Here is a 22,028-nt window from a genome sequence, read left to right as displayed (position 1 = left end):
AGATACACGTTTTGATATTACGTTGTTCTTCATCAATATGAAGAGCTCCCCCTCCGTTGCTCGTATCAGGATGACAGCTAACTTAGATTCTATCGCCCGCGCGGCCAATGTCGATAACAAAAGGGTTCATTTTCTTCTCATGCCATTTCAGGTATTTTTCCATCAAAAATTTCTTTGAGGTCTGTCGGTCATAAGCTCGGCAGCGGCAGAGAATCTTGCAAAATCAAAGAATAAAGAAGTAATTGATAGGAAGTAGGCAACACAAACCCTGTTTGGTTGGTTACCGATAAAATCATTAAACAATAACTTAAATGCGAATATTATTTACGGGCGGCTCGGGAAAAGCAGGAAAGCACGTCATTCCGTACCTGCTCGACCAAGGCCACAAAGTGCTGAATGTGGACCTGACGCCTCTGCATCATCCGGGCGTGGATAACCTTACCGCCGACATTACGGATTCGGGGCAAATGTTCAATGCCATGACTTCCTATACCGGGTTTGATGAATTGGAACCGGGCACCGGCGTACCCAAGTTTGAGGCGGTCGTCCATTTTGCGGCGGTACCCCGCATTTTACTCAAACCTGATAACGAAACGTTTCGGGTTAACACCGTGGGCACCTACAATGTAATCGAAGCAGCGGTGAAGCTTGGCATTAAAAAGATCATCATTGCGTCGTCGGAGACCACTTACGGGATCTGTTTTTCGGACGGACAAACCGACCCTCACGTGTTGCCGTTGGAAGAAGATTACGACGTTGACCCCATGGATAGCTATGGATTGTCGAAGGTGGTCAATGAAAAAACAGCCCGCAGCTTTCAGCGGCGGTCGGGCGTGGATATCTATGCCCTTCGCATAGGGAATGTGATCGAACCGCACGAATACGCCGAACTCTTTCCCCATTATTTCAAACACCCCGAAGTACGCCGCCGCAATGCTTTCTGCTATATCGACGCCCGCGACTTAGGACAAATTGTGGACTTGTGTTTGAAAAAAAACGGCCTTGGCTATCAGGTTTTCAATGCTGGCAATAACCATAACGGGGCTGTTATCCCGAGCAAGGAATTAGCGAAAAGGTTCTTCCCCAACGTACCCATCACGCGCGAGTTGGAGGAGCATGAAGCCCTGTTTTCAAATCGCAAAATCCGTGAAGTGCTGGGCTTTAAAGAACAGCATAACTGGCGGAAATACGTAAAAGGAGAGTAAATTGAAGGGCTGTCGGTCATAAGACCGACAGCGGCAAAAAAGATAAAAACGATGAAAACACACGATGAACGTATCGCGGAAATGACCTTCGCTTCGGTGTATCCGCACTATATCGCCAAAGTGGAGAAAAAAGGAAGAACCAAAGAAGAATTACACCAGGTCATTGAGTGGCTGACGGGTTTCGACGTTCAAACAATGCAAGCCCACATTGACGATAAACTATCTTTTGAACAATTCTTTCAGAAGGCCGATTTGAATCCCAATGCGCATCTCATCACGGGGCTGATATGCGGCTATCGAATCGAGGAAATAGAAAATCCTTTGACCCAAAAAGTCAGGTATTTAGATAAGTTGGTGGATGAGTTGGCGAAGGGCAAAAAGTTGGAAAAAATTCTGAGAAATTCGTAGCGTGCCATTTGTTGGTGAAAACCATACGAACTTAAATAGGGGTATGGTGCGAGATAAGTGTCATTGGTCTGTACGCTCATTTTTAGGCCATGATATATACTTTCGGAATCTTTATTGCTTTTTTTCTGTCGTTGCTTATTCTCACCAAGCGAGGTCGCAATGGAGCCGATACTATTCTGGGAGTATGGATGATCGTGATCGGAATTCACCTTTTGAGTTATTATAGTTTCAAAACAGGGCTCATTTATAGCTATCCACTGATTATTTGGTTCAATTTTCCTTTACCGTTTTTACACGGACCGCTTTTGTTTCTTTATACCCTTGCGCTTACCTCTCCAGCCAAACCCAACCTCAAAACAGGCGCTTTACATTTTATTTTGCCCGTAGTTACGCTATGCCTATATGCCCCATTTTTGTTTTACAGTCACCAACAAAAGATTGAAATTATCCAAACCAATGGACAAGGCTTTGAACTGCAAGCTTCGATTACGTCTATGCTTCTGAGCATTTCGGGGATTTTTTACGTGTACATTACCCATCGACTACTTCTGAGGCACAAAAAACGTATCCTTGATCAGTTTTCTTACCAGGAAAAAATAAACCTTAATTGGCTTCGGATGTTGTTTTACGGCATGGGAATCATGTGGATTTTTATCATTTTCATTCAAAATGATGATTTGATTTTTTCGGCATCTGTCGTTTTTGTGGTGTTAATTGGCTATTTCGGCATCAAACAAGTGGGCATCTTTACAAATCAAACCAATGATTTTTTGGAGAATGACCTGAAAGAGGAAGTCATACTGATGGAGGAAACCGTAAATGATACGACAACCCAACTCAAAAAGAAATACGCAAAATCGGGCTTAAACGAAGAATCCGCCAACGATCTGCACCTTCGCCTGAAACATCTGATGGTGATCGAAAAGCTGTTTACCGAACCCGAATTAACCTTGGCTGATCTATCGGGTCGTTTAGGGGTTCACTCCAACTATTTATCGCAGGTGATCAATGAAATGGAAGGCGTCAACTTCTACGACTATATCAATTCGTTAAGGGTAGAAGAATTTAAAAGACTGGCTTTATTGCCTGAAAATCAAAAATATACGCTTCTTGCTTTGGCTTTTGAGTGCGGCTTTAACTCAAAGTCAGCCTTTAATCGTTGTTTCAAAAAAGCCACCGACCTATCGCCTTCGGAGTACGTAAAACAACTCACCGAAAAATCATTTTTGTAGGTTCCACCTTACAGGCAGGGGCGATTTAGGTTTTTGACAGGGTCAATTTTGTGACTCAATCAAAAACCGATATTCATGAAAAAAGCACTTTGGATTATCATTGTCATCTTAGCCCTTTTAGTGGGGTTTATTCCGATTTCCTACCTGACAAACGGCATCAGTGAGGGCTATTTATCATTAAAAAGTCCTGAAGTATTAAAGAGTAAACTGTGGCGGTTCTTTCTGTATGTCCACATCGTATCGGGAGGAATTACCATTCTGATCGGGTGGATTCAATTCAACAGAAATCTTCTCAAAAAACGTGTCAATTGGCACCGAAACATCGGAAAACTGTACATTATTTGCGCTTTACTCTGCGCCCTATCGGGCTTTTATATTGGGTTTTACGCCACCGGCGGTTGGTTGGCGGCCTTAGGGTTTATCACGGTTTCGTGCATATATTTTTACACCACCCTAAAGGGCTTTTTACACATCCGAAACAGGCAACTCATCCTGCATCAAAACTACATGACTTATAGCTACGCCACCTGTTTGGCGGCGGTTTCTCTCCGGGTTTTTGTGCCTTTATCTTCCTTCATTACTGACAACTACATTTTGTCTTATACCCTCATCGCTTGGCTGGCTTGGATTCCCAACCTCTTGATTGCCTATTGGGTCAATAAAAATAGGGAAGCCAACATGGCGATTGAATCTATGCTTAAACAGTAAAAATGTATGTCCCACCTTACACGCAAGAGCGTTTCGGGGTTTTAATGCCCCCAATTTTGCCGCTCAATCAACTTTTTAATCAGAATGAAAACAGCCAAAACAAAAACCATCGGTAAGCTGCTGACGGCTTGCCTACTGCTCCATTTTTCAACCACCCATGCCCAGTTCCGACCCAAAACACTTCGGGTTGGATTCCTGAATGAAAGCATGGGGTTACCTTCTGGGATAAAGACCAAACTTCCTATTCATCCCACGGTCACTATCGGTACTGATTTTAGAGTCAGGTCAGGGAAACATTGGCAACGAGCCTTTGGGGCGGATTTTTATTACTACTATCAGCGATCAAGCGAACACGCCCTCATGCTTGACGCGTCGTATCGGTTGGGGTACAAGTTCAACTTCGGTTTACAACTAAATCTCACCACCGCCCTTGGCTATAAACACGCTATCCTGACGGGCGATAAGTACAAATTGATTGACGGGGAATATCAGAAGGTATCACATTGGGGAAAATCCCAGTTGAACACCAAAATGGGCATTGGGTTGGAATACCCGATTTCGGAAAAGTATTCCATCACCACCGATTATAAAGCCATGGTGGTAGCTCCTTTCGGCGACAGAATTCTGCCCTTTTCACTTCATACGTTCTTAGGAGTGGGCCTCAAAATCAATCTTCAAAACTAAAATCCATCTCGGAAATTTATGAAAAGTATCAAAATTGCGGCTTTTGCCCTATCAATATCTTTATTTTCCTGCGAAAAAGAACCCGAAAAAGCCCCTGCCCAAACCAACTGTACATTGGGCAACAGTAACCACCCCAATGCTGCCAAGTATCAACGAATTATAGACAAGTTCAGAGTAGCCGGTACAGTGGGGGTAAGCATCACTATCAAAACCCCCGAAGGCACTTGGAGTTCGACGGCAGGTTTGGCAGACATCCCCAATCAGGTCGCTCTCAGTCAATGTCATACACTGGGTATTGGCAGTATTTCCAAAACGTTTGCGTCGGCGGTCATCCTGAAATTACAGGACGAAGGAAAGCTCAATATCAATGACTTAGCAAGCAAGTATTTGCCCGAAGAATACACAAAAAACATCGAAAACCTTGACAAAGCCACCATCAAAAACCTTTTGCAGCATACCTCGGGCGTAAAAGAATACTTAGGCATCAACGGTCTGTTCAATATTTACAACCTTACCGCCAAGGCAAAATCGGCAAAGGAAAACTTAAAAACCATTTACGGCAAAAAGGCGCAGTTTGAAGTGGGCAAAGAATGGGTTTATACCAACACTAACTACCTGCTTTTGGCCATCATCATTGAAAATATCACCCAAAAGTCAGCCTACGAAGTCGTTACGGAAAAAATTATCAAGCCGCTGGGCCTGCAAAACACCTACGCTTCTGCTACTCGTCCGGCCAGCCTTTCGAGGGGATATTACGATAGTTTCAACAACGGAATGATGCGGGACCTAACCCATTTTGACTACAACGCTGTAGGCGGCCAAGATATGCTGGACGGTGGTTTGGTATCCAATTCGTACGACTTGGCCGTGTTCATGGAGGCGCTCGGTACGGAGAAGATCATCAGTAAAAAAAGCCTGACCGACATGCAATCGAAGATCGGTTTGGAGGTAGAAATTCCCAAAGAACTGTCATATATCAAGGATTATGGTTTGGGGCTTTTTCAATTGGAAATTGATGGAAAGAAAGCCATTGGTCACGGCGGGAATGTTCACTGTTTCAACGGCATTGCTTATTATTTCCCCGAGCAAAAAATCAGTATTTCGATTATTGTCAATAGCTACTCCAAGAAAATTGACAAAGTGCTGTACGATGTTGAAACTTTAAAATTGGCGTTGTAGCATCTTCTTTCCCCAAGTCAATAAGCGGCAACATTGACTTGGGGAAATTGTATAAACGGAACCACCCCTATTTCCTCAAAAGCAGCAGGTCTTTTCGGTTTAAAGCGGGGTTGTATCGGTCGCAGATATACAGGCCTTTTTTGCCGTCGCCGTTCAAGTCGGGGGCAATCACGACCAACGCATCACGCACGTACTTTTTGCCCAATATTTTAAGCATTTCGTCCGTAAAGTGGCCTTTCCCGTCGTTGATGTATGCTTTGATGTGCGCGCCAAATACATTGCCGAGCACGAGGTCGACGTGCCCGTCGTTGTTCAAATCCTCAAAAATAGCATCAATGGTATGGTCGGTATCTTTGGGCAAACGTTGGTCCGTATCGTCGGAGAACTTTCCTTTGCCGTCGTTGATAAAGAGGCGGTTTTGCGGATCTTTGTTTCCTCTGAAATTGACGTTGGCCAAAAAAAGATTTACATCTCCATCGTGGTCTACGTCGGCAAAAGCCACTTTTCGGGTTTCGAGGTTGTCCACCGTCAACAGAAATATGACAAAAACTATACGCTTATACTTGTTTAAACCATGGAAATCCGTGCGGTGTTATTTTCACTAACAACTTTTATGAACCGTGATTGGCGTTATTTTACCGACAACTCGTTTTAGAGGGCAGTCTCATTCGACCAAAAAATACACTTCATGAACGCAATTGTTAAGGCAACCGTATTGGCCTTTTTTCTACCAATGGCAAAAGCATTATGCCAAAAAAGGGCTTCATTTTAGGTTTATAAAAAACATACCCCTAGCAACCCACAAAATACAAGTATATCATTGCATATCAGCTAATTACTAAAAAATTAACCGAATATTTAGCCAATTTTTGGACTCAATTTATCATAAAAAATGTATCTTGCATCGTGTATTGAGATGTAGTTTTATACAAAATGACAAAAAGTTTCCCCTATTTTCTTTTGTAAGAAAACCCTTTACATCCAAATAAGTTATTGAATAGTATAAAAAACCGTTTGCCCCAACCCTCCACAAAACATCAAAGTCTTGAAAGATCTCTTTTTTCAACAGGAAGAAGGGATTCAGGAGAAGAGGTTAAAAAATAACCAACTGAAAATCAGAACTATGAGAAAAAAATTAAAACTAGCCATATTGGCCTTCCTTCCGCTTTTGTCGTTTAGTCAAACTGACACCACCAAAACTTCTGATGACTTTAACTTTGAAGAGTTTGGCGATGCTGACGACAAGGTCATCAAAACTTTTTGCACCCAAAAAGTTAATTATTTGTCTCCTACTAAACTCATTTCGATAGGTTACGAGTCACAGTTACCTTTTCATTTGGCTTCGGTAGGTACACACGGCATGGCACAGTTTATCTCAACCGCCGAAACACATGTCAATACCTTCGGTGGTGTTCGGTTGGGGGTCAATACCCCCGTTATATCAAGATCTAATTTTATCCTTAATTTAGGACTTACTTATTGGAACACCCGCGTAGCATTGAGCAATCCAGAGCGTTCGGGCAATTTTTTCCAGAACTTGCAGGCACTCAACAGCACAGGCATCAACGTCACGGTTTTTAAGCCACTCAACAATAAGAACTTTTTGATTATCCAAGCCAACGCCGACCTCAACGGCAACTACCGCAACTTTGCGGCGCTCAACACAAAAGGCTTAACTTTCAGCGGAACAGCCATATATGGTTGGAAAAAAGACGATAATTTTATGTGGGGATTGGGGATTTCGCGCACCTATCGGGCGGGCCAGGTGCTACATATCCCTGTTGTTTTATACAACCGTACTTTCAACCAAAAATGGGGTGTAGAGGCCATATTACCAGCCAAGGCGCATCTTCGACGCAATTTTGCGCCTACTTCTTATCTAATGGCGGGCTACGAAATCGAAGGTAACGCGTATTATTTAGAAAATACCGCTGCACCCCCTTTGCACCTGCGCCGGGGTGAACTCAAACCCCGCATTATGTTTGAACAAAAAATTGCTGGATTTATATGGCTTTCAGCCCAAGCAGGTCTGCGCTACAACTGGCGTTTCAATGGTTTCAATTCACAAAATCCAACCAAAGACCAGAAACCTTTGTTTGAAAACACACTCGGTAACCCGTTTTATTTCAACGTGAGTATCAACTTAGTAAGTCCTTAACCTAATTTTCCTTCCCCTCCGATGAATAATAGAAGAGGGGAAGGAAAATCAGGTTAGCTTTTTTTCACTTGGCGTTTCCATACATCCGTACGACCAAAGAGCGATACGCCAATAAATCCGCGTACTTCTAGGGTGTTTTCGTCCACCATTGTCATTTCACAGGCGTAGTCATTGCCCGTTTTAGGGTCATAGATACGCCCTTCTTCCCACTTATTCTCGCCTTTAAATACAAAATCGCGGAGGTTTTCTAGGCCTTTCAGCGGACGCGGGCGCAGTTTTTCGTCAGGATTATTGATGTCTTTGCGGGGCGTTCCGTCGGGGTCGTTCACTACCTTTAGCCACACTATTTTACCATAATATTTGTCGGCTTTTTTGTAAATCTGCACCATACCCGTGCCTTCACCATTTTTCCAAACACCCAGTACAGCATCGGCATTTTGAGCCATTGAAGTATAGGCACTTATAAACAATAAGAGTGCAGCTTTTAACATGATTTTGGGAAGGTTTTGCATGAATCTTTGAAGGTTTAATGAAACATATTTTTGGGTAAAACGCGCGCTGCTGTCATTTTGTTTTGATGCATTAAGTACCAAGTACATTTTTTAACACCAAAACGCGCGTTTTGAATCAGAACTCCCAAAACCTTTCGTGGCGGACAGTGCTGGACCGCCCACCAATTATCAATAGACATCTGCGACACTCTACCAAGGCATCAATCCAAAGCGCTTTGTGCTTTGGATCGCAAAGTACATGACCATCCCTTATTTTGTCAAAATCTATTAGCGTGCTGCCATTGTATTTCCTGAATCACCGTTCATAAAACTCCCGTAGCTTGATAGCCGACGCGTTAGATATTTCCAACCAGTTCTTAAAAATCTTCTCTCTTCTCCAAAAAATTGGTTTCTTTGTAAAGAACCTCAAAAACGAGTTATATTTTCATCCAACAAACCGACTCATCCCCTTTTTATGAAGAAATTACTACTCCTAACCCTTTTTTCTTATCCGCTTTTTGCCCAAAACCCCATCGAAACCTTCACCAAAGACATGGAAAAGAAGGACGGTTTTATGCCCTACTATTGGGATGCTAAAAAGGGGAAAATCTATTTGGAAATCAACCGATTTGATACTGAATTGTTGTATTATCCAACCTTAGCCCAAGGCATCGGCTCCAACGACATCGGCCTCGACCGTGGGCGCTTGGGGCAGGAACACGTCATTAAATTTCAACGTACTGGCAATAAAGTCTTGATGGTGGAGCCAAATTATGGCTACCGCGCCCTCAGCAACGACCCGCTCGAACGCCGCGCCGTGGAAGAATCCTTTGCGCAGTCGGTACATTGGGGATTTGAAATCACCGCCGAAAATGCGGGAACGGTGCTCGTCGAATTGACTCCCTTTCTGTTGCAAGATGCCATGGGAGCCATTCAGGACATTTCACGCACTCGACAAGGCACCTTCAAACTGGACGCTTCGCGCTCGGCTTTGTATTTGCCCAATACCAAAAATTTTCCCAAAAACACCGAATTTGAAGTAACCATTACGCTTACTGGAGATGCTCCCGGGGCTTACCTCCGTGCCGTAGCCCCAACGGCCACGACGGTGAGTATGCGTCAGCACCATTCCTTTGTTGAGTTGCCCGACAACAACTACCAACCTCGCGGTTTTGACCCACGTATGGGATATATTTTTACCTCTTTTTACGATTATGCCTCTCCCGTGAGTGAGCCGATTGCGAAACGGTACATTGTGCGTCATCGTTTGAACAAAAAAGACCCCAACGCCGCCATCAGCGAGCCTGTAAAACCCATTATTTACTACATCGACCCCGGCGCGCCCGAGCCTATCCGCTCGGCCTTGGTCGAAGGGGCCAAATGGTGGAATCAGGCATTTGAGGCGGCAGGCTACAAAGATGCGTTTCAGGTCAAACTCCTTCCCGCCGATGCCGACCCGATGGATATACGGTACAATCTGGTGCAGTGGGTACACCGCTCTACGCGCGGCTGGTCGTACGGTGGCAGCATCATCGACCCACGTACGGGCGAGATTTTAAAAGGCAAAGTCACGCTGGGTTCATTACGTGTTCGTCAAGATTACCTAATCGCACAGGGGTTGGTGGGCGATTATAAAACCGATTCTACCAACACCGAAGACATGATGGGCATGTCGCTCGACCGCTTGAAACAACTGTCGGCGCACGAAATCGGGCACACATTGGGACTCCCCCACAACTACGTGGCGAGCGTGCACGACCGCGCGTCGGTGATGGACTATCCGCACATGCAGGTTGAATTAAAAAACGGCAAAGTAGATTTGTCCAACGCGTATGACAAAAAAATTGGCGATTACGACAAATGGTCCATCATTTGGGGCTACCAAGATTTTCCGAAAGGTACTGATGAGAAAAAGGCTTTGAATGCGATTGTGGACCAAATGTACGGCAAAGGCCTGTACTTTCTCACCGATCAGGACGCACGCCCCGAAGGCAGCGCCCACCCGCAAACACACCTCTGGGACAACGGTGTGAATGCCACCGCAGAGTTAAAACGAATTTCGGAAATTCGTAAGCTGACCTTGGCCAACTTTGACGAACGAAAACTCCGCACGGGCACACCAATGAGCTCATTGGAAGAGGTTTTTGTGCCGATGTACATGTTTCATCGCTTTCAGGTGGAAGCCACCGCCAAAGCCATCGCTGGGGTTAATTACCGTTTTTCGGTCAAAGGCGAAAAAGAACTCACTACCACGCCTGTCAATGGTAAAGAGCAACGTGACGCATTGGTGGCGCTGCTGCAAACCCTCCAAGCCGATTTTCTGAAAGTACCCGAAATGGTTTTAAAACTTACACCACCGCGCGCTTTTGGCTACGATGCCAATCCCCGCGAGACCTTTAAACGCCGTACAGGGCTAGTATTCGACCCATTGGGGCCACCTGAGGCTTCGGCAGGTCTTACGCTGCGTATGTTGCTCAATCCTGAGCGTTTGAGTCGATTAGTGATTCAATCGTCCTTTCATCCTTCGCTGCTGAGCTTGGAAGAAACCCTCGACCAACTCATTAATGCTACGTGGAAGTCAAACGCTTCACGGGCAGGATACGAGGGGGAAATCGCGCGATTAGTGGAAAAAATGACGCTCGAAAAACTGCTGGAGTTGTCGAACAACAAAGAAGTGACTCCTCAAGTGAGAGCCGTAGTAATGCTAAAATTGAAAGATTTAGGCTATTGGCTTCAAAATAGAATGACAGCCGATACCAAACAAAAAGCCCATTATTTATTTGCGTCGCATCAAATTGAAACGGCAAAGTCAAACCCTTCTGACCTCAACACAACCACGCCCATGACCCCTCCCGACGGCCAACCTATCGAATCAGGTTATGATTGGTTAGCGCCAGCCTGCGATTGGGAGTTGCCGGCGTTTTCGAAGGGAAAATAACCGAGGTAGCGACGGAAAATATTCCGTCGCTACCCGATTAATCAAAGAAGATGCTGGAGATGATGACCAGTAAGAAGAAGACCACAATCACGATTAAATAATAAAACAAATCAATGAAAGGGTAATCTTGACGATTTAGTTTATCTAACCATTTAGAGAACATATCTTTACCGCGTATTTTTATATTCAATGTAGAATGTCAGGCAAAAGAACTACGTAAAATGGCCTTTCACTACTGACTTTATCGCACTAATTTTTAGCAAATCTAATGCAAATTTTCGTAAATACGTCCCTCAATGAATCGCTTCGCCAAGCATTGAAACAACAGTTGCCCGCGGGGCATTCAGTATTTTTTAAGAATGAATGGTCAGAAACTGAGCAAGCAGCGGCCTTCCAACAATCACAGGTGATTTTGGGCAATCCACCCGCCGCTTGGTTGGCACCCGCCCCGCCACTGCTCAAATACTGGCAGTTGGATTCGGCAGGTTTTGACGGCTACAAAAACCTAAATTTACCCAACGTAGCCGTATGCAATCTGGCCGACTATTTCTCCATTCCTTGCGCCGAAACGATAGTGGCGGGGATTCTGGCTTTTTATCGCGGTGTAGACGAACTAACCTCGCTCAAAGCCGAAAAACGTTGGGTTGGAGCGCCAATTCGTTTTCGGCTCAATTTACTTACTGGTAAACGTGTAGTGATTTTGGGCGCGGGCAGCATCGGACAAGCCGTCAAAAAAATGCTTTCGGGCTTTGATTGCTCTATTCAAATGGTTGCACGTTCTCACCCAAGTGCGTCGATTCATTCGCCCGAAGAATTGCTAGAAATATTGCCCCAAACTGATTTGGTTATCAACTGTCTTCCTGGCACCGCTAAGGGCTTTTTTACGGCCCAAATGATTGATGCTTTACCATCAACGGCGGTTTTTGCCAACGTTGGGCGCGGAACCACGGTAGACGAGCCAGCACTCATTGCCGCTCTACAGCAAAAACGACTGGCTGGGGCGGTCTTGGACGTGACCGAAGTTGAACCTTTACCCACCGAAAATCCGCTTTGGGATATGCCTAATGTGATTCTTACCCAGCACACAGGCGGCGGACAGACAAGTGAAGATGAAGGAAAAATTGCTTTTTTCGTCAAAAACTTCCAACGCTTTTTAAATTCACAACCCCTTGAAAATCAGATTGATTTAACCCGTGGCTACTAACTCAACCCTTATCCGCATTGACATGAAAATCTTCGTATTGTTTTTGATTACCGTCTGTTTATTTACGGGAATCACTGGTTTTTCCCAACAAAACGCCGACGAAAAAGCGATTTTAAAAATTCTCCAAAAGCAAGAAGCCGACTGGAACGCGGGCGATGTAAATTCATTCATGGAAGGCTATTGGAAATCAGACTCCCTGGCGTTTATCGGTGCAAAAGGTCCTACTTACGGATGGAAAAACACCCTAGAAAATTACAAAGTACGCTACCCCGACCGCGCCACCATGGGCACCCTAAAATTCACTATCTTACGGTTGAATGCGCTGGATAAAAACGCCTATTTTGTCATCGGCAAATGGCATCTTACCCGCCCAGAGAAAGGAGATATTGGAGGACATTATACACTCGTTTTCAGGAAAATCGCAGGGAAATGGCTGATTGTAAGCGACCATACATCTTAAAGCACATAAAGACGAATCAACTGCATTGGGCAAAATTCAACCCTTTTACATTTTTCGGTTTATTATTCCCGTTTCAATCTTCATATTCCACCGCTTTCAGCACCAGTTTTTTCTCAATTTCCCGCAAGTCATACCAAATTTTGCGCGTACCTCCCGTGGGGCGCGCGTTGGTATCGCCAGCGCGATAAATGGGAAACTCCCGTACCAATTGCCCGTTTTCAATTTTGAACGAATCGTGCCCCATGTAGCCTTCGGCCAACATCGGCAAAAATGGCTCAATACGAATGGCATCAAACGACGTAGGCAGAAACTCGAAGGCGTAAATCTTGCCAAATGAGCCACTCCCGTAAGTACTGGAATAAACGTAAACCTCGGGAGAACCGTTACGATTCAAATCAGCCGCTTCGGCATTGACCACCCATCCGTCCGTTTTTTGTCGGATAAGAATCAATTGCTTGTCGTCACGGCTTACTTTAATGACCAATTCCCTGATGGCCCCAGATTCATTGGTGCTGATGTCGAATTGATGCTTTTGAAAGACAATGGTTTTCTTAAAACTGTCGAAAGCGGGAATATCGGTTTCGTTAAAACGTGAAAATCCTACCAGTGCGAAAATCGCAACCAGTAGTACTGAAATTGAGGCTATTTGTGACTTTTTATGCACTAAACCCGATGATTTGCAGAGCTTAACGAAAGTTTGAGATTAACTATTTTTAATTAGTAATTAACTACTATCAAAAAAGCGGCCAAAAAGCCGCTTTTGTTAATTTTATTTATGTTTTGGTTAAACTTTCTCCAATTCCACGCCCTTATCTCTCACCAGGCGAAACTCTCGAAACCGCCGAATAGTCGACATCATAAAACCGATGACCAAGACAATGGTTCCAATCCATAACACATTGATAAGTGGTTTTTCGACGGCTTTCATTACAATGTAGTCACGTTGTTTGGAGTTGACAGCAAAACTGAATGTTCCCGTTTTGGGGTCAATCTCCATAAATTGAACACGTAAACCCAAATCTTCATTTACCTCGGGCTTGCGCATCACCATACGCTCTTGATTAATGGCAAAAGTTGGCGTAATATAGTATTCACGCTCTTTATCCAATATCTTAATTTGCGCTTTTACTGCCACGTCGTTGGGCGTAAGTGCTATTCCTTCCACCTTATCGGTACGGCCTACACTTTCGAGCACGGCCACAAAATCGTTGACAAAAAATGTGTCCTGCATCGCCACGCGGAAGTTTTCAGTTGGCGACCACTCTTCTGCTTTCTTGGGGTCACTTCCTACCGTTACGTACGAATACAGATCTTTATTAAGCTCTCGTTTAATATCCGGTGATGTCACCAATCCCATTTTTTCGTTAAACTGCACTCGTGGATACAACGTGGCAATACGTCCGTTGGGCTCGCGGTATTCCACTTCGTAATGCGCGTTTTCGGCGTAAACCGCCACCGTGTCGCCTTTTTTGTGGTAGGTTTTTTCGCCGATGGTAATGTCCCGCAAACAAACCGCGTGGAAATCACCTTCAATTACATCTACCCAAGTGTTAGGAACAAACTCAGGCACATCACGGATTTCGATGCGAGGACCGCGATAAGTCAGCAAATAATCGCCCATGCGCGTCGGTTGGCCAAGCCACAAGAGGACGTTTTCTTTATTTTCTTTGTTATCCTCCTTCGTAAAATAATCATCTTTTGAAATTAATAAGCCCGACGCATTCAGCGACACCACTTTCTGATAGCCCGATGACCACAAAATACCAATCAGCATCAGCGCCACCCCAATGTGGGTGATAGACCCGCCTGATACACGATAGCTACCGCGTAAAACACCGATAATAATAGTAGTATTGGACACCAACGCAAACACCGCCGCCGTTAACAAAGCGATATAAGGCAGCTTATTTATACCTCCAAATGTAATCAGCAAAGCACTGATAAACAGCGAAATCCATACTGGGGTAAGCAAATCTTGCATCTTTCCTTTCTGCACCCGCTTCCACCAAAAATACTGGCCAATGCCCGAGAGGATGGTAATCACGGCAAAAAACCAAAGCTGAAACTTGGTATAATACGAGATAGCATCCGTGGGAGGAGCCAATTTAGAAACTCCCCCAAAAGCCTGTACAATGCTGTTCCAAACAGGAATAGAAGTTGGAATAATGACCTGAAAACTCGCCAGACATAGCACCGTAGCCCCCATAAAAAGCCAAAATTCACGCGAGTAGGTTGATACTTCGTCTTTGTCGGAGGGCATGAGTTTCCACACCCGAACGGTCAATATCGTTGCTACAATAATAAAGGCAAACAGATACAGTAGTAACTGCCCCGAAAGCCCCAAATCAGTAAACGAGTGAACGGAGGCATTGCCCAAAATCCCGCTACGCGTGAGGAAAGTAGAATAAAGAATCAGAATAAATTGCGCAATAATCAGAATGACCGAGGTCTTGAGTGCGGTAGCGTTTTTCTTGGCAATAATCATCGTATGTAAGGCCGCAATCACGATGAGCCAAGGCACGTAAACGGCATTTTCAACGGGGTCCCAACTCCAATAGCTATTGAAGCTCAGCGTCTCGTATGCCCAATAGCCGCCCATCAAAATACCAACCCCAAGAATAACACCCGTCAGCAATGTCCAAGGCAAGGCAGGCCGCAACCATTCCACCACTTGCTTGCGCCAAAGGCCCGCCATCAAATACGCAAAAGGCACCAAGGTGAGGGCAAAGCCCAAAAACAAAGTAGGTGGGTGAATTACCATCCAATAGTTTTGCAACAACGGGTTGAGACCGTTTCCGTCTTTTGGCACAAAATCAGGATTGAGTTGTAAAAACGGAGCACCAGGGTTGGCTTCGGCAATGGTCAAGAAGGGCGTACTCCCTATTTTAAAATCCAATCCTGGAATGATAACACCCAGAATCATAGAAGTTAAAAAAGCCTGTACCAACGCATAAACCGTCATCATGGGCGCTTCCCAAAGCTTATTGGTGCGAATCAGAATCACGCCCAAAACTGCTTGCCAAAACATCCAAAGCATAAAGCTCCCTTCCTGTCCTTCCCAAAAGCAAGACAGCATATAATACCACGGAAGCGCCCTAGATGAGTGACTCCACGCATAGTGGTATTCAAAATGATGGCCGTAAATAATGACATACAGCGTGGCACACACACCGATAACAGCCGCTGCGTGAATATAAAAAGCACCTCTAGCGAAGCGCTTCCAGGTTTCTACCTGTAGGTTATCAGTCGATAAAAGAGTGGCTCGTAAATACGCATACGTAGCGACCAACGACGTTACGAAGGAAAAAATTACGAGAAGGTGTCCTAAATTTCCGAGAGTCATGAGTTGGGTTGTTGGACAAAAAATGCCAGTCGGTATATCTCAACCGCCGTCATTTTTTGTCTATGAATTATATTTTCTCCGCCGTAGCTTCCTTAAAATCAGGCGCTTCATTGGTGTATTTTGAAGGACATTTCATCAGAATCTTATTGCATTCAAAATAGTCCTTCTGCATCCGACCTATCACCACTACCTGCTCCGATTTATCAAAGTCCTGCGGTTTAGGACTTAGATAAACGACTTTTTTGACAATTTTGTTGGTATCTACCAGCATAAATTCAAAGCGATTGGCATCCATGACGGGGTCGTATTTCATGCCCACGATTTGCCCGTTGGCATCTTTGGTCAATTTTCCCACCACATGTACCTCCGAAGTTTCTCCTTCCTTGGCTAGTTCTTCAGCTTCCGTGAAGTTTGAGTATGTACTTGCACTGCCGTAGGTGGACACGATGATTCCGATGGCAATGGCAATGACGATTAATCCGAAAATGTGTATTTTTTTCATTGTTGTACTGATTTTTGATTCTACCAAAGGCGAGTTACGCCATACTCTTCAAAAAGTTTTTCTTTCGTAATAACGGTTAATTGTTCACTTAAAGCCTGTGCGATTAAAGTGCGGTCGAATGGGTCGCGGTGGTGAAATGGAAGTTCTGAGAGTTTTACAGTATGAATGAAATCAACTGGAAGAATGATAAATCCTTCCCTAATTACTGTTTCAAAATATTTAACAAAAGATGTCGTCAGTTCTAAGTTCCCCAAGCTGACTTTAATAGCCATTTCCCAAAAACTTGCCATGCTTACAAAGTTTTGATTCGATGTTTCGATAGCTTCTCTAAACGATTTAGGAAGGTTATTATCCCCTTCTACAAACCATATTAAAACATGAGAATCCAATAAAAACGGCATAAATCAACTACATATATTCTTTAAAATCCTCAATTGGATCGTCGAAATTAGGCTTCATAATTACCATTCCTTTCCCACTTCCAAATTTCGGTTTCTTCCGCGTTATCGGGGGTTCTTTTTTAATAAAAACCCCACAAAATCCTCCACTTCTGCCTGCTTTTCCGGTGGCAGCTTTTCGATTTTTGCCACTAAGTCTAAGATGCTCATTTCTTTACCTGTTTTTCAAGCTTCGACACTTTCCTGTCTATATTCACCAGAAACGCAATAATTCCTGCAAAAATCACCGAAATTACCGCTACAACCACCCAAATCTTGCCGTCGGCCCGCATTTGGTCGGCCATCGCTACTTCCTCAACAACAGATTGTTGGGCAAAGAGGTTTACATTCGTTACCAGTGTAAAAAGAAAAAAATAAAATATAGTTCTCATCGGTTTATCAAGTTGTGAATGGTTAATCATTTGAAGTCAACGCCCGTACCCGAATGCGCAGCGTAGCAATCCAAGTTCCGAGCAACATCCAACCAATAATGATGGGATAAAATACCCGTCGCATTTGATTGTCCATGTCGTATTCGCCAAAGGCTGGATTACCGCCGTTGCCCGGGTGGAGCGAATCGGTCATACGGGGTAGGATGTAAATCAGCGGAATAAAAACCGCAAAGGCAAAAATGTTGTATACGGCCGAAATTCGGGCTTTTTTCTGCTCATCTTCCAGCGAGCTTCTCAGCACGGTATATGCAAAATACATCAACATACTGATGGCCACACTGTTTAGTTTGGGGTCGTTGGGCCACCAGTCTCCCCAAGTTACGCGTGCCCAAAGCGAACCCGTAGCACAACCGAGTGCGCCAAAAAGCAAGGCAACGTTGGTAAATTCTACGGCTTTAATATCATCGGTCAGGTTATTTGAACGCAGGTAACGAATAGAATAAATAGCCGAGGTAAGCAAAAACAGCGTCGTTGCAAACCACAGAGAGACGTGAAAGTACACGTTTCGAATACTTTCGTTCAAAATATTGCGACGAGGTACCTCGCCCATCAAGCCAAAATAAAACCCGTACGTCAACAAAACAACGGCCAGTACTTTCCACCAGTTATTTTTCATAGTTTATGCGCTGAATGAACGATGTTTTAACATCAGCATTCCTTCTGTTTTTATTATTTTAAAAGTTCTTAAAACAGCCGTCATGATTAACTTCTCCACAAATACGGAAACAAAATTAATGACAAACTGACTACAATCGCATCCAATGCTAACAATACCACGATTTCTTCGCCGCTGACACTCCGGTCCAAGCCATCAAGGGCATTTTTGGCTAATTTCATGACCATCAACAACATTGGAATAATGGCGGGAAAACTCAGGATGGACATTAGTGCGGCGTTGTTTTCGGCCTTTGACGCAATGCCCGCTACCATCGTAAGCGTAGAGGCAAACCCAATACCTGCCAATACAATGGTAAGCAAATACATCGGTATATCTCCTACTGGATTTCCCATTACAAACGCATAAAATCCAAAACCCGCCAACGATAAAACAATCATCAGCCCCGAATTGTACAGGATTTTGGAAAGAATAATGCCCCGTGGGCTCGCCAGCGTATAGTAATAGAGCAATCGACCCGCACGCTCCTGCGTAAAGCTTTTAGAAATAGCACTCACCGCCGTAAAAAGCACAATAATCCAGAAAAGCGTATTCCACGTAAGTGGATTGAGTTGATTGGATTTGAGCCGAAAGCTCAAATAACAAACAAAAACAGTGCTTACAATGTACAGCAACATGCCATTCAAAGCATAACGTTGCCGCCATTCAAGCGTAATTTCCTTTCCAATCAGGGTGCGAAGTTCTTGCATTGGTGTTAGTTACAATGTCACTATCATACGAGATAGGTCATTGGATTCTCAAAATTACGACACAAACCAACGCGTTGTACTGAGAGAAGTCATTAGTTTTAAATTTTTATCAGGCTAGCACCTGTTTCGTCCGTCTCCACCAAAGTAAATATCCCAATGAGACCACCGCCAAGACCGCCGAAATGAAAAAAGCAAAGGGCATGTTATGAACATCTCCTTGGTACCACCAGCCTGACCACCAAGCCCCTACACCAATACCCGCTTCCAACGCAATGTACATCGTAGCAAGGGCACGACCTCTATAATCTGGATGGCTCAAATCAATAGCCCAAGCAGTCAGCGTTGGCGTATTCAATCCCCATGAAAAGCCGAAAAGAATTGCGGCGGCCCAAAAACCCAACGGCGATTGGGTCAAACCCAAAATGGTCATGCCAACCGCTAAAATAACGGTGGAAATAATCAAGACGGGCACTCGCCCGTGAATGTCGGACGACTTGCTCGCAAACACCCGAATCAACAAAGACGCCACCGTATAGACCGTAAAAAACAGGCCTTTGTTGGCTACGCCCAAGGTTTTGCTCATATCGGGCACGAGGGTTAAAATAACCCCCGACGAAAACGAAACACAAAACATCACGATAAACACACTCAATACCCTCGGTTCGAAAATATCGCGACGAGAAATTTTAAACAGCTTCAAACTAAACGGCTGTTTGTCAACAAGCGTCTCTTTCATGTTGACCAATATCAGAATTGAAATCAGCGCAAACGCCGACGCTACGTAAAACATAGGATTGATGCCAAACCACAACGTCAGATAACTACCGATGGATGGCCCGATTGACATCCCCGTGGCCGTAAAAATCCCCAGCATCCCAGCTGCTTCGCCCCGGCGATTTTCGGGAATAATATCGGCCACGTAGGCCGCCGTTGCCGTAGGTTTGGTTCCCGTTGAAAAACCGTGCAAAAACCGCAACAACAGAAAACCCCATACTACATGAACAAAGGGATAAAACAAACTACACACGCAACACACCAGCGACCCAAAGGCCATCACTGGTACCCGCCCGACGGTGTCGGTGAGTTTGCCACTGAAAGGCCGCGACAGGCCAGCAGTGAGCGTAAAAAGAGCAATGATAAGACCGATGTGTTCCTTGCCACCCATGGAAGTCAGGTAATCGGGCAATTCAGGAATCATCATCTGAAAACTCGCCGAAAACAGAAAGTTACTGATGCAAAGAAGCCAAAACTGAAGGTTGTACATAACGAAAATAACGGTGGAGAATGAAAAAAAAGGACTGAAAGACGCTTTTGGGGTATCTTTCAGTCCTTTCTCATGTTTTATTAATGATTGTTTATCTTATTTCGAAAACAGTTTCGGGCAAATCTCCCGTGTTGACGTACAGGTCTGACAGCGGCAGTTCCATCCCGATGGTTTCTAAACAGAGTAATGATTCCAATGATTTTCCTTCAAATACCAATGACCAAATTCCTTCGTTGCTTTTTCGCCACAGTTCCGCCCACACCCGACGGGAATCGATCAAAAGATATTCTCTAAACGTTGGGATATCACGGAAAAGTTCAAATTTTTCGCCTCTGTCGTAGTTAGCGGTACTTTGTGAGAGCACTTCAACAATCAATACAGGGTTGGTCAAACTGTTGGTTTGGACGTCGGAAAACTCGGGTTTTCCACAAACCACCACCAAATCAGGGTACGTATACAGCCCGTTGGAAGGAATAAAAACCCGCTGATCGCTTGAAAACGAGCGGCAGGCTTTCTTTTTCAAAAATGAGCCAATTTCAATGGATAAGTTCTCTCTTATGGCATTATGTGCGGGGTTGGCACCCGCCATGGCTTCGGGAGTATCTCCTTCAAAATCACCCATCGGGTAGATATGCCCGTTGAAGTACTCGCTTTTGTAGGCGGCTTTCTCCTCCAGTTCCAGGTATTCTTCGGGGGTATAGTATTTTTTGGGTAGTGCCGTCATTTGCCTGAAGTTATCGTTACAAAAATACAGAAAAAGTTAAAAATATTATACCTAAGAAAATTTTGTATATAGAAATGTCATGTATATTTGCGTTATGCAACAACAAACCTACCTCAAAGGCTGTCTAAGTGCCATCGTGCTGCAATTATTGCAGGACAACAAGCGCATGTACGGCTACGAAATCACGCAACGAGTGCGCGAAATCACGGCGGGAGAACTCCAACTCACTGAAGGAGCGCTCTACCCTACCCTGCACAAACTGGAAGCTGAAGGCGTATTGACCACCGAAAATGCGCTAGTGGACGGGCGTAACCGAAAATACTATAAACTCACCGAAAACGGGCACCAACAGGCCCAAAGTGCCGTGTCGGAATTGGCAGATTTTGTTTCTAACCTTCAAAAAATCTTACACCTAAAACCTTCAATCGGATGAAGCTAACAACCGAACAGCTTGACCTAATAAGCAAGGAAATCATCGCAGGCGGCATCAAATACCAAGACCTGTACGAAGAACTGTTGGACCATTATATTTTGGCTATCGAAGATCGTATAGAACAAGGGCAGACGTTTGGAGAAGCGTTTGGGGAGGTGCATTCCGAATTTGTAAACTACAAACGCCCAGCCCGAACATGGGATCATTACGGCGTTTGGAAAGACTACACCAACGGAGGCCAACCTGAATACGGTTTAGGAAAACTCCAAGCCGAATATGTAGAAAGCCTATCTGGAGAAATCAAAAAGCGTCATTGGCAAATTATGAAAGGCTACTTCCGTTGGCCTACGATTGTCACCACGCTTTTGGTAGGATTACTTACGTTTCAATTTGCCTATTTGGTGCCACGTACATTTTTTATCTGGGTCATTTCAGCATGTGTTTTCTTTCCCCTTTTAATAGTACTGCCTCAAGTGGCCAAGCAAATTTGGGGATATGGATTTGGAAAGCAAAAGTTCGTTAACTCACTCAAATACAATGCCATCTATACACGGCTTGGGTTCTTGTTTGCCTTAGTTAACATTATGCTGAACTTGCCTCGTGCTTTTTTTGATTACAACGTTTTCAAAGAAGGCCCACTCTTCATTGTAGCCTTTTTACTTTGCTTTTACATCGCCTACTCTCTCAGTTTTTACCAACTTTACCGCGAGCGGTTTAAAGTAACTATGGCGTAAAAAAACAACCACAAAGAACCCAAAGAAGACACCGCTGGTACTGTCTTAAAATACAAATTTTGAAATAGAATTTTTTTAATATTTTTGGGACTCAGAAGGAGCGACAG

General features: G+C 44.3%; 24 protein-coding genes. 12 read left to right on the top strand and 12 right to left on the bottom strand.

All coding sequences use genetic code 11. The features are described from left to right. Nucleotides 1-311: 311 nt before the first annotated feature. The 6 genes from GVN20_RS26245 (at nt 312) to GVN20_RS26220 (ending at nt 5,416) form a co-directional block, all read left to right on the top strand. Complete coding sequence (locus tag GVN20_RS26245; protein ID WP_166561191.1) at nt 312-1,205, top strand: NAD(P)-dependent oxidoreductase; 894 nt, start codon at nt 312-314, stop codon at nt 1,203-1,205. A 51-nt stretch (nt 1,206-1,256) separates the two neighbouring features. After that, nucleotides 1,257-1,613 carry a DUF2200 domain-containing protein gene (locus GVN20_RS26240; RefSeq protein ID WP_206023378.1) on the top strand — a complete coding sequence of 119 codons (357 nt, stop codon included), beginning with the start codon at nt 1,257-1,259 and terminating at the stop codon, nt 1,611-1,613. 89 nt (nt 1,614-1,702) lie between these two features. After that, nucleotides 1,703-2,845, top strand: a complete 1,143-nt coding sequence (locus tag GVN20_RS26235; RefSeq protein WP_166561190.1) for an AraC family transcriptional regulator — start codon at nt 1,703-1,705, stop codon at nt 2,843-2,845. A gap of 75 nt (nt 2,846-2,920) precedes the next feature. Then, nucleotides 2,921-3,553, top strand: a complete 633-nt coding sequence (locus GVN20_RS26230; RefSeq protein WP_166561189.1) for a DUF2306 domain-containing protein — start codon at nt 2,921-2,923, stop codon at nt 3,551-3,553. An 84-nt stretch (nt 3,554-3,637) separates the two neighbouring features. Then, nucleotides 3,638-4,237 (top strand): porin family protein, encoded by a 600-nt coding sequence (locus GVN20_RS26225; RefSeq protein WP_166561188.1) that lies wholly within the window; start codon nt 3,638-3,640, stop codon nt 4,235-4,237. Nucleotides 4,238-4,255: 18 nt separating this feature from the next. Next, a complete protein-coding gene (locus tag GVN20_RS26220; RefSeq protein ID WP_166561187.1) occupies nt 4,256-5,416 on the top strand; it encodes a serine hydrolase in 1,161 nt (386 codons plus the stop codon). A 67-nt stretch (nt 5,417-5,483) separates the two neighbouring features. Here the strand turns inward: GVN20_RS26220 and GVN20_RS26215 are convergent, their stop codons facing one another. Then, nucleotides 5,484-5,942, bottom strand: a complete 459-nt coding sequence (locus GVN20_RS26215) for a VCBS repeat-containing protein (RefSeq protein WP_166561186.1) — start codon at nt 5,940-5,942, stop codon at nt 5,484-5,486. 597 nt (nt 5,943-6,539) lie between these two features. Here GVN20_RS26215 and GVN20_RS26210 point away from each other — a divergent pair. After that, nucleotides 6,540-7,574 (top strand): DUF6268 family outer membrane beta-barrel protein, encoded by a 1,035-nt coding sequence (locus GVN20_RS26210; RefSeq protein WP_229599189.1) that lies wholly within the window; start codon nt 6,540-6,542, stop codon nt 7,572-7,574. A gap of 53 nt (nt 7,575-7,627) precedes the next feature. On the opposite strand, the gene GVN20_RS26205 is transcribed toward GVN20_RS26210, so the two are convergent. Next, nucleotides 7,628-8,086, bottom strand: a complete 459-nt coding sequence (locus tag GVN20_RS26205; protein ID WP_166561185.1) for a DUF2147 domain-containing protein — start codon at nt 8,084-8,086, stop codon at nt 7,628-7,630. A 454-nt stretch (nt 8,087-8,540) separates the two neighbouring features. Between GVN20_RS26205 and GVN20_RS26200 the strand changes: the two genes are divergently transcribed. The 3 genes from GVN20_RS26200 to GVN20_RS26190 all read left to right on the top strand — a co-directional run bounded on the left by GVN20_RS26200 (nt 8,541) and on the right by GVN20_RS26190 (nt 12,667). Further along, entirely contained in the window at nt 8,541-11,003 is a 2,463-nt protein-coding gene (locus GVN20_RS26200) for a zinc-dependent metalloprotease (protein WP_166561184.1), read from the top strand. A gap of 268 nt (nt 11,004-11,271) precedes the next feature. Then, nucleotides 11,272-12,207: a D-2-hydroxyacid dehydrogenase gene (locus tag GVN20_RS26195; protein WP_166561183.1), complete on the top strand. Its 936-nt coding sequence runs from the start codon at nt 11,272-11,274 to the stop codon at nt 12,205-12,207. Nucleotides 12,208-12,229: 22 nt separating this feature from the next. Next, nucleotides 12,230-12,667 (top strand): DUF4440 domain-containing protein, encoded by a 438-nt coding sequence (locus GVN20_RS26190; protein WP_166561182.1) that lies wholly within the window; start codon nt 12,230-12,232, stop codon nt 12,665-12,667. Nucleotides 12,668-12,740: 73 nt separating this feature from the next. Here the strand turns inward: GVN20_RS26190 and GVN20_RS26185 are convergent, their stop codons facing one another. The 10 genes from GVN20_RS26185 to GVN20_RS26135 form a co-directional block, all read right to left on the bottom strand. After that, on the bottom strand, nt 12,741-13,331 hold the full coding sequence (locus GVN20_RS26185) for a hypothetical protein (protein ID WP_166561181.1): 591 nt from the start codon (nt 13,329-13,331) through the stop codon (nt 12,741-12,743). Nucleotides 13,332-13,451: 120 nt separating this feature from the next. Further along, the gene (gene ccsA, locus GVN20_RS26180) at nt 13,452-16,010 is read right to left on the bottom strand and encodes a cytochrome c biogenesis protein CcsA (protein ID WP_166561180.1); all 2,559 of its coding nucleotides are present in this window, start codon (nt 16,008-16,010) and stop codon (nt 13,452-13,454) included. Nucleotides 16,011-16,077: 67 nt separating this feature from the next. Further along, complete coding sequence (locus tag GVN20_RS26175; RefSeq protein WP_166561179.1) at nt 16,078-16,512, bottom strand: cytochrome c maturation protein CcmE; 435 nt, start codon at nt 16,510-16,512, stop codon at nt 16,078-16,080. Between the two features lie 20 nt (nt 16,513-16,532). Further along, complete coding sequence (locus GVN20_RS26170) at nt 16,533-16,913, bottom strand: type II toxin-antitoxin system VapC family toxin (RefSeq protein ID WP_166561178.1); 381 nt, start codon at nt 16,911-16,913, stop codon at nt 16,533-16,535. Between the two features lie 102 nt (nt 16,914-17,015). Next, nucleotides 17,016-17,120, bottom strand: coding sequence for a DUF2281 domain-containing protein (locus GVN20_RS30185; RefSeq protein ID WP_166561177.1), 105 nt, complete (start codon nt 17,118-17,120; stop codon nt 17,016-17,018). After that, the gene (locus GVN20_RS26155; RefSeq protein ID WP_166561176.1) at nt 17,117-17,341 is read right to left on the bottom strand and encodes a CcmD family protein; all 225 of its coding nucleotides are present in this window, start codon (nt 17,339-17,341) and stop codon (nt 17,117-17,119) included. The genes GVN20_RS30185 and GVN20_RS26155 overlap by 4 nt, the downstream gene beginning before the upstream one ends. A gap of 22 nt (nt 17,342-17,363) precedes the next feature. After that, entirely contained in the window at nt 17,364-18,017 is a 654-nt protein-coding gene (gene ccsA, locus GVN20_RS26150; RefSeq protein WP_166561175.1) for a cytochrome c biogenesis protein, read from the bottom strand. Between the two features lie 86 nt (nt 18,018-18,103). Next, complete coding sequence (locus tag GVN20_RS26145) at nt 18,104-18,766, bottom strand: heme exporter protein CcmB (RefSeq protein ID WP_166561174.1); 663 nt, start codon at nt 18,764-18,766, stop codon at nt 18,104-18,106. A 109-nt stretch (nt 18,767-18,875) separates the two neighbouring features. Continuing rightward, the gene (locus GVN20_RS26140; protein ID WP_166561173.1) at nt 18,876-20,030 is read right to left on the bottom strand and encodes an MFS transporter; all 1,155 of its coding nucleotides are present in this window, start codon (nt 20,028-20,030) and stop codon (nt 18,876-18,878) included. 91 nt (nt 20,031-20,121) lie between these two features. After that, the gene (locus tag GVN20_RS26135) at nt 20,122-20,754 is read right to left on the bottom strand and encodes a Uma2 family endonuclease (RefSeq protein ID WP_166561172.1); all 633 of its coding nucleotides are present in this window, start codon (nt 20,752-20,754) and stop codon (nt 20,122-20,124) included. 94 nt (nt 20,755-20,848) lie between these two features. Between GVN20_RS26135 and GVN20_RS26130 the strand changes: the two genes are divergently transcribed. After that, entirely contained in the window at nt 20,849-21,187 is a 339-nt protein-coding gene (locus GVN20_RS26130) for a PadR family transcriptional regulator (protein ID WP_166561171.1), read from the top strand. Next, nucleotides 21,184-21,921 (top strand): hypothetical protein, encoded by a 738-nt coding sequence (locus tag GVN20_RS26125; protein ID WP_166561170.1) that lies wholly within the window; start codon nt 21,184-21,186, stop codon nt 21,919-21,921. Before GVN20_RS26130 ends, GVN20_RS26125 begins: the two co-directional genes overlap by 4 nt. The last annotated feature ends 107 nt before the right edge of the window (nt 21,922-22,028 follow it).

The organism is Runella sp. CRIBMP (genome assembly GCF_009905605.1).
In the GTDB taxonomy this organism is placed as follows: domain Bacteria; phylum Bacteroidota; class Bacteroidia; order Cytophagales; family Spirosomataceae; genus Runella.
This window is presented reverse-complemented; position numbering and strand designations above follow the sequence as displayed.

Excerpts from the sequence above, each read along its gene's own strand:
- GVN20_RS30185 (WP_166561177.1), bottom strand. The coding sequence starts at position 17,120 with ATGAGCATCTTAGACTTAGTGGCAAAAATCGAAAAGCTGCCACCGGAA.
- GVN20_RS26240 (WP_206023378.1), top strand. The coding sequence starts at position 1,257 with ATGAAAACACACGATGAACGTATCGCGGAAATGACCTTCGCTTCGGTG.
- GVN20_RS26140 (WP_166561173.1), bottom strand. The coding sequence starts at position 20,030 with ATGTACAACCTTCAGTTTTGGCTTCTTTGCATCAGTAACTTTCTGTTT.
- GVN20_RS26225 (WP_166561188.1), top strand. The coding sequence starts at position 3,638 with ATGAAAACAGCCAAAACAAAAACCATCGGTAAGCTGCTGACGGCTTGC.
- GVN20_RS26230 (WP_166561189.1), top strand. The coding sequence starts at position 2,921 with ATGAAAAAAGCACTTTGGATTATCATTGTCATCTTAGCCCTTTTAGTG.
- GVN20_RS26220 (WP_166561187.1), top strand. The coding sequence starts at position 4,256 with ATGAAAAGTATCAAAATTGCGGCTTTTGCCCTATCAATATCTTTATTT.
- GVN20_RS26195 (WP_166561183.1), top strand. The coding sequence starts at position 11,272 with ATGCAAATTTTCGTAAATACGTCCCTCAATGAATCGCTTCGCCAAGCA.
- ccsA (WP_166561175.1), bottom strand. The coding sequence starts at position 18,017 with ATGAAAAATAACTGGTGGAAAGTACTGGCCGTTGTTTTGTTGACGTAC.
- GVN20_RS26130 (WP_166561171.1), top strand. The coding sequence starts at position 20,849 with ATGCAACAACAAACCTACCTCAAAGGCTGTCTAAGTGCCATCGTGCTG.
- GVN20_RS26190 (WP_166561182.1), top strand. The coding sequence starts at position 12,230 with ATGAAAATCTTCGTATTGTTTTTGATTACCGTCTGTTTATTTACGGGA.
- GVN20_RS26245 (WP_166561191.1), top strand. The coding sequence starts at position 312 with ATGCGAATATTATTTACGGGCGGCTCGGGAAAAGCAGGAAAGCACGTC.
- GVN20_RS26155 (WP_166561176.1), bottom strand. The coding sequence starts at position 17,341 with ATGAGAACTATATTTTATTTTTTTCTTTTTACACTGGTAACGAATGTA.
- GVN20_RS26125 (WP_166561170.1), top strand. The coding sequence starts at position 21,184 with ATGAAGCTAACAACCGAACAGCTTGACCTAATAAGCAAGGAAATCATC.
- GVN20_RS26175 (WP_166561179.1), bottom strand. The coding sequence starts at position 16,512 with ATGAAAAAAATACACATTTTCGGATTAATCGTCATTGCCATTGCCATC.
- GVN20_RS26235 (WP_166561190.1), top strand. The coding sequence starts at position 1,703 with ATGATATATACTTTCGGAATCTTTATTGCTTTTTTTCTGTCGTTGCTT.
- GVN20_RS26200 (WP_166561184.1), top strand. The coding sequence starts at position 8,541 with ATGAAGAAATTACTACTCCTAACCCTTTTTTCTTATCCGCTTTTTGCC.
- GVN20_RS26205 (WP_166561185.1), bottom strand. The coding sequence starts at position 8,086 with ATGCAAAACCTTCCCAAAATCATGTTAAAAGCTGCACTCTTATTGTTT.
- ccsA (WP_166561180.1), bottom strand. The coding sequence starts at position 16,010 with ATGACTCTCGGAAATTTAGGACACCTTCTCGTAATTTTTTCCTTCGTA.
- GVN20_RS26170 (WP_166561178.1), bottom strand. The coding sequence starts at position 16,913 with ATGCCGTTTTTATTGGATTCTCATGTTTTAATATGGTTTGTAGAAGGG.
- GVN20_RS26145 (WP_166561174.1), bottom strand. The coding sequence starts at position 18,766 with ATGCAAGAACTTCGCACCCTGATTGGAAAGGAAATTACGCTTGAATGG.
- GVN20_RS26135 (WP_166561172.1), bottom strand. The coding sequence starts at position 20,754 with ATGACGGCACTACCCAAAAAATACTATACCCCCGAAGAATACCTGGAA.
- GVN20_RS26210 (WP_229599189.1), top strand. The coding sequence starts at position 6,540 with ATGAGAAAAAAATTAAAACTAGCCATATTGGCCTTCCTTCCGCTTTTG.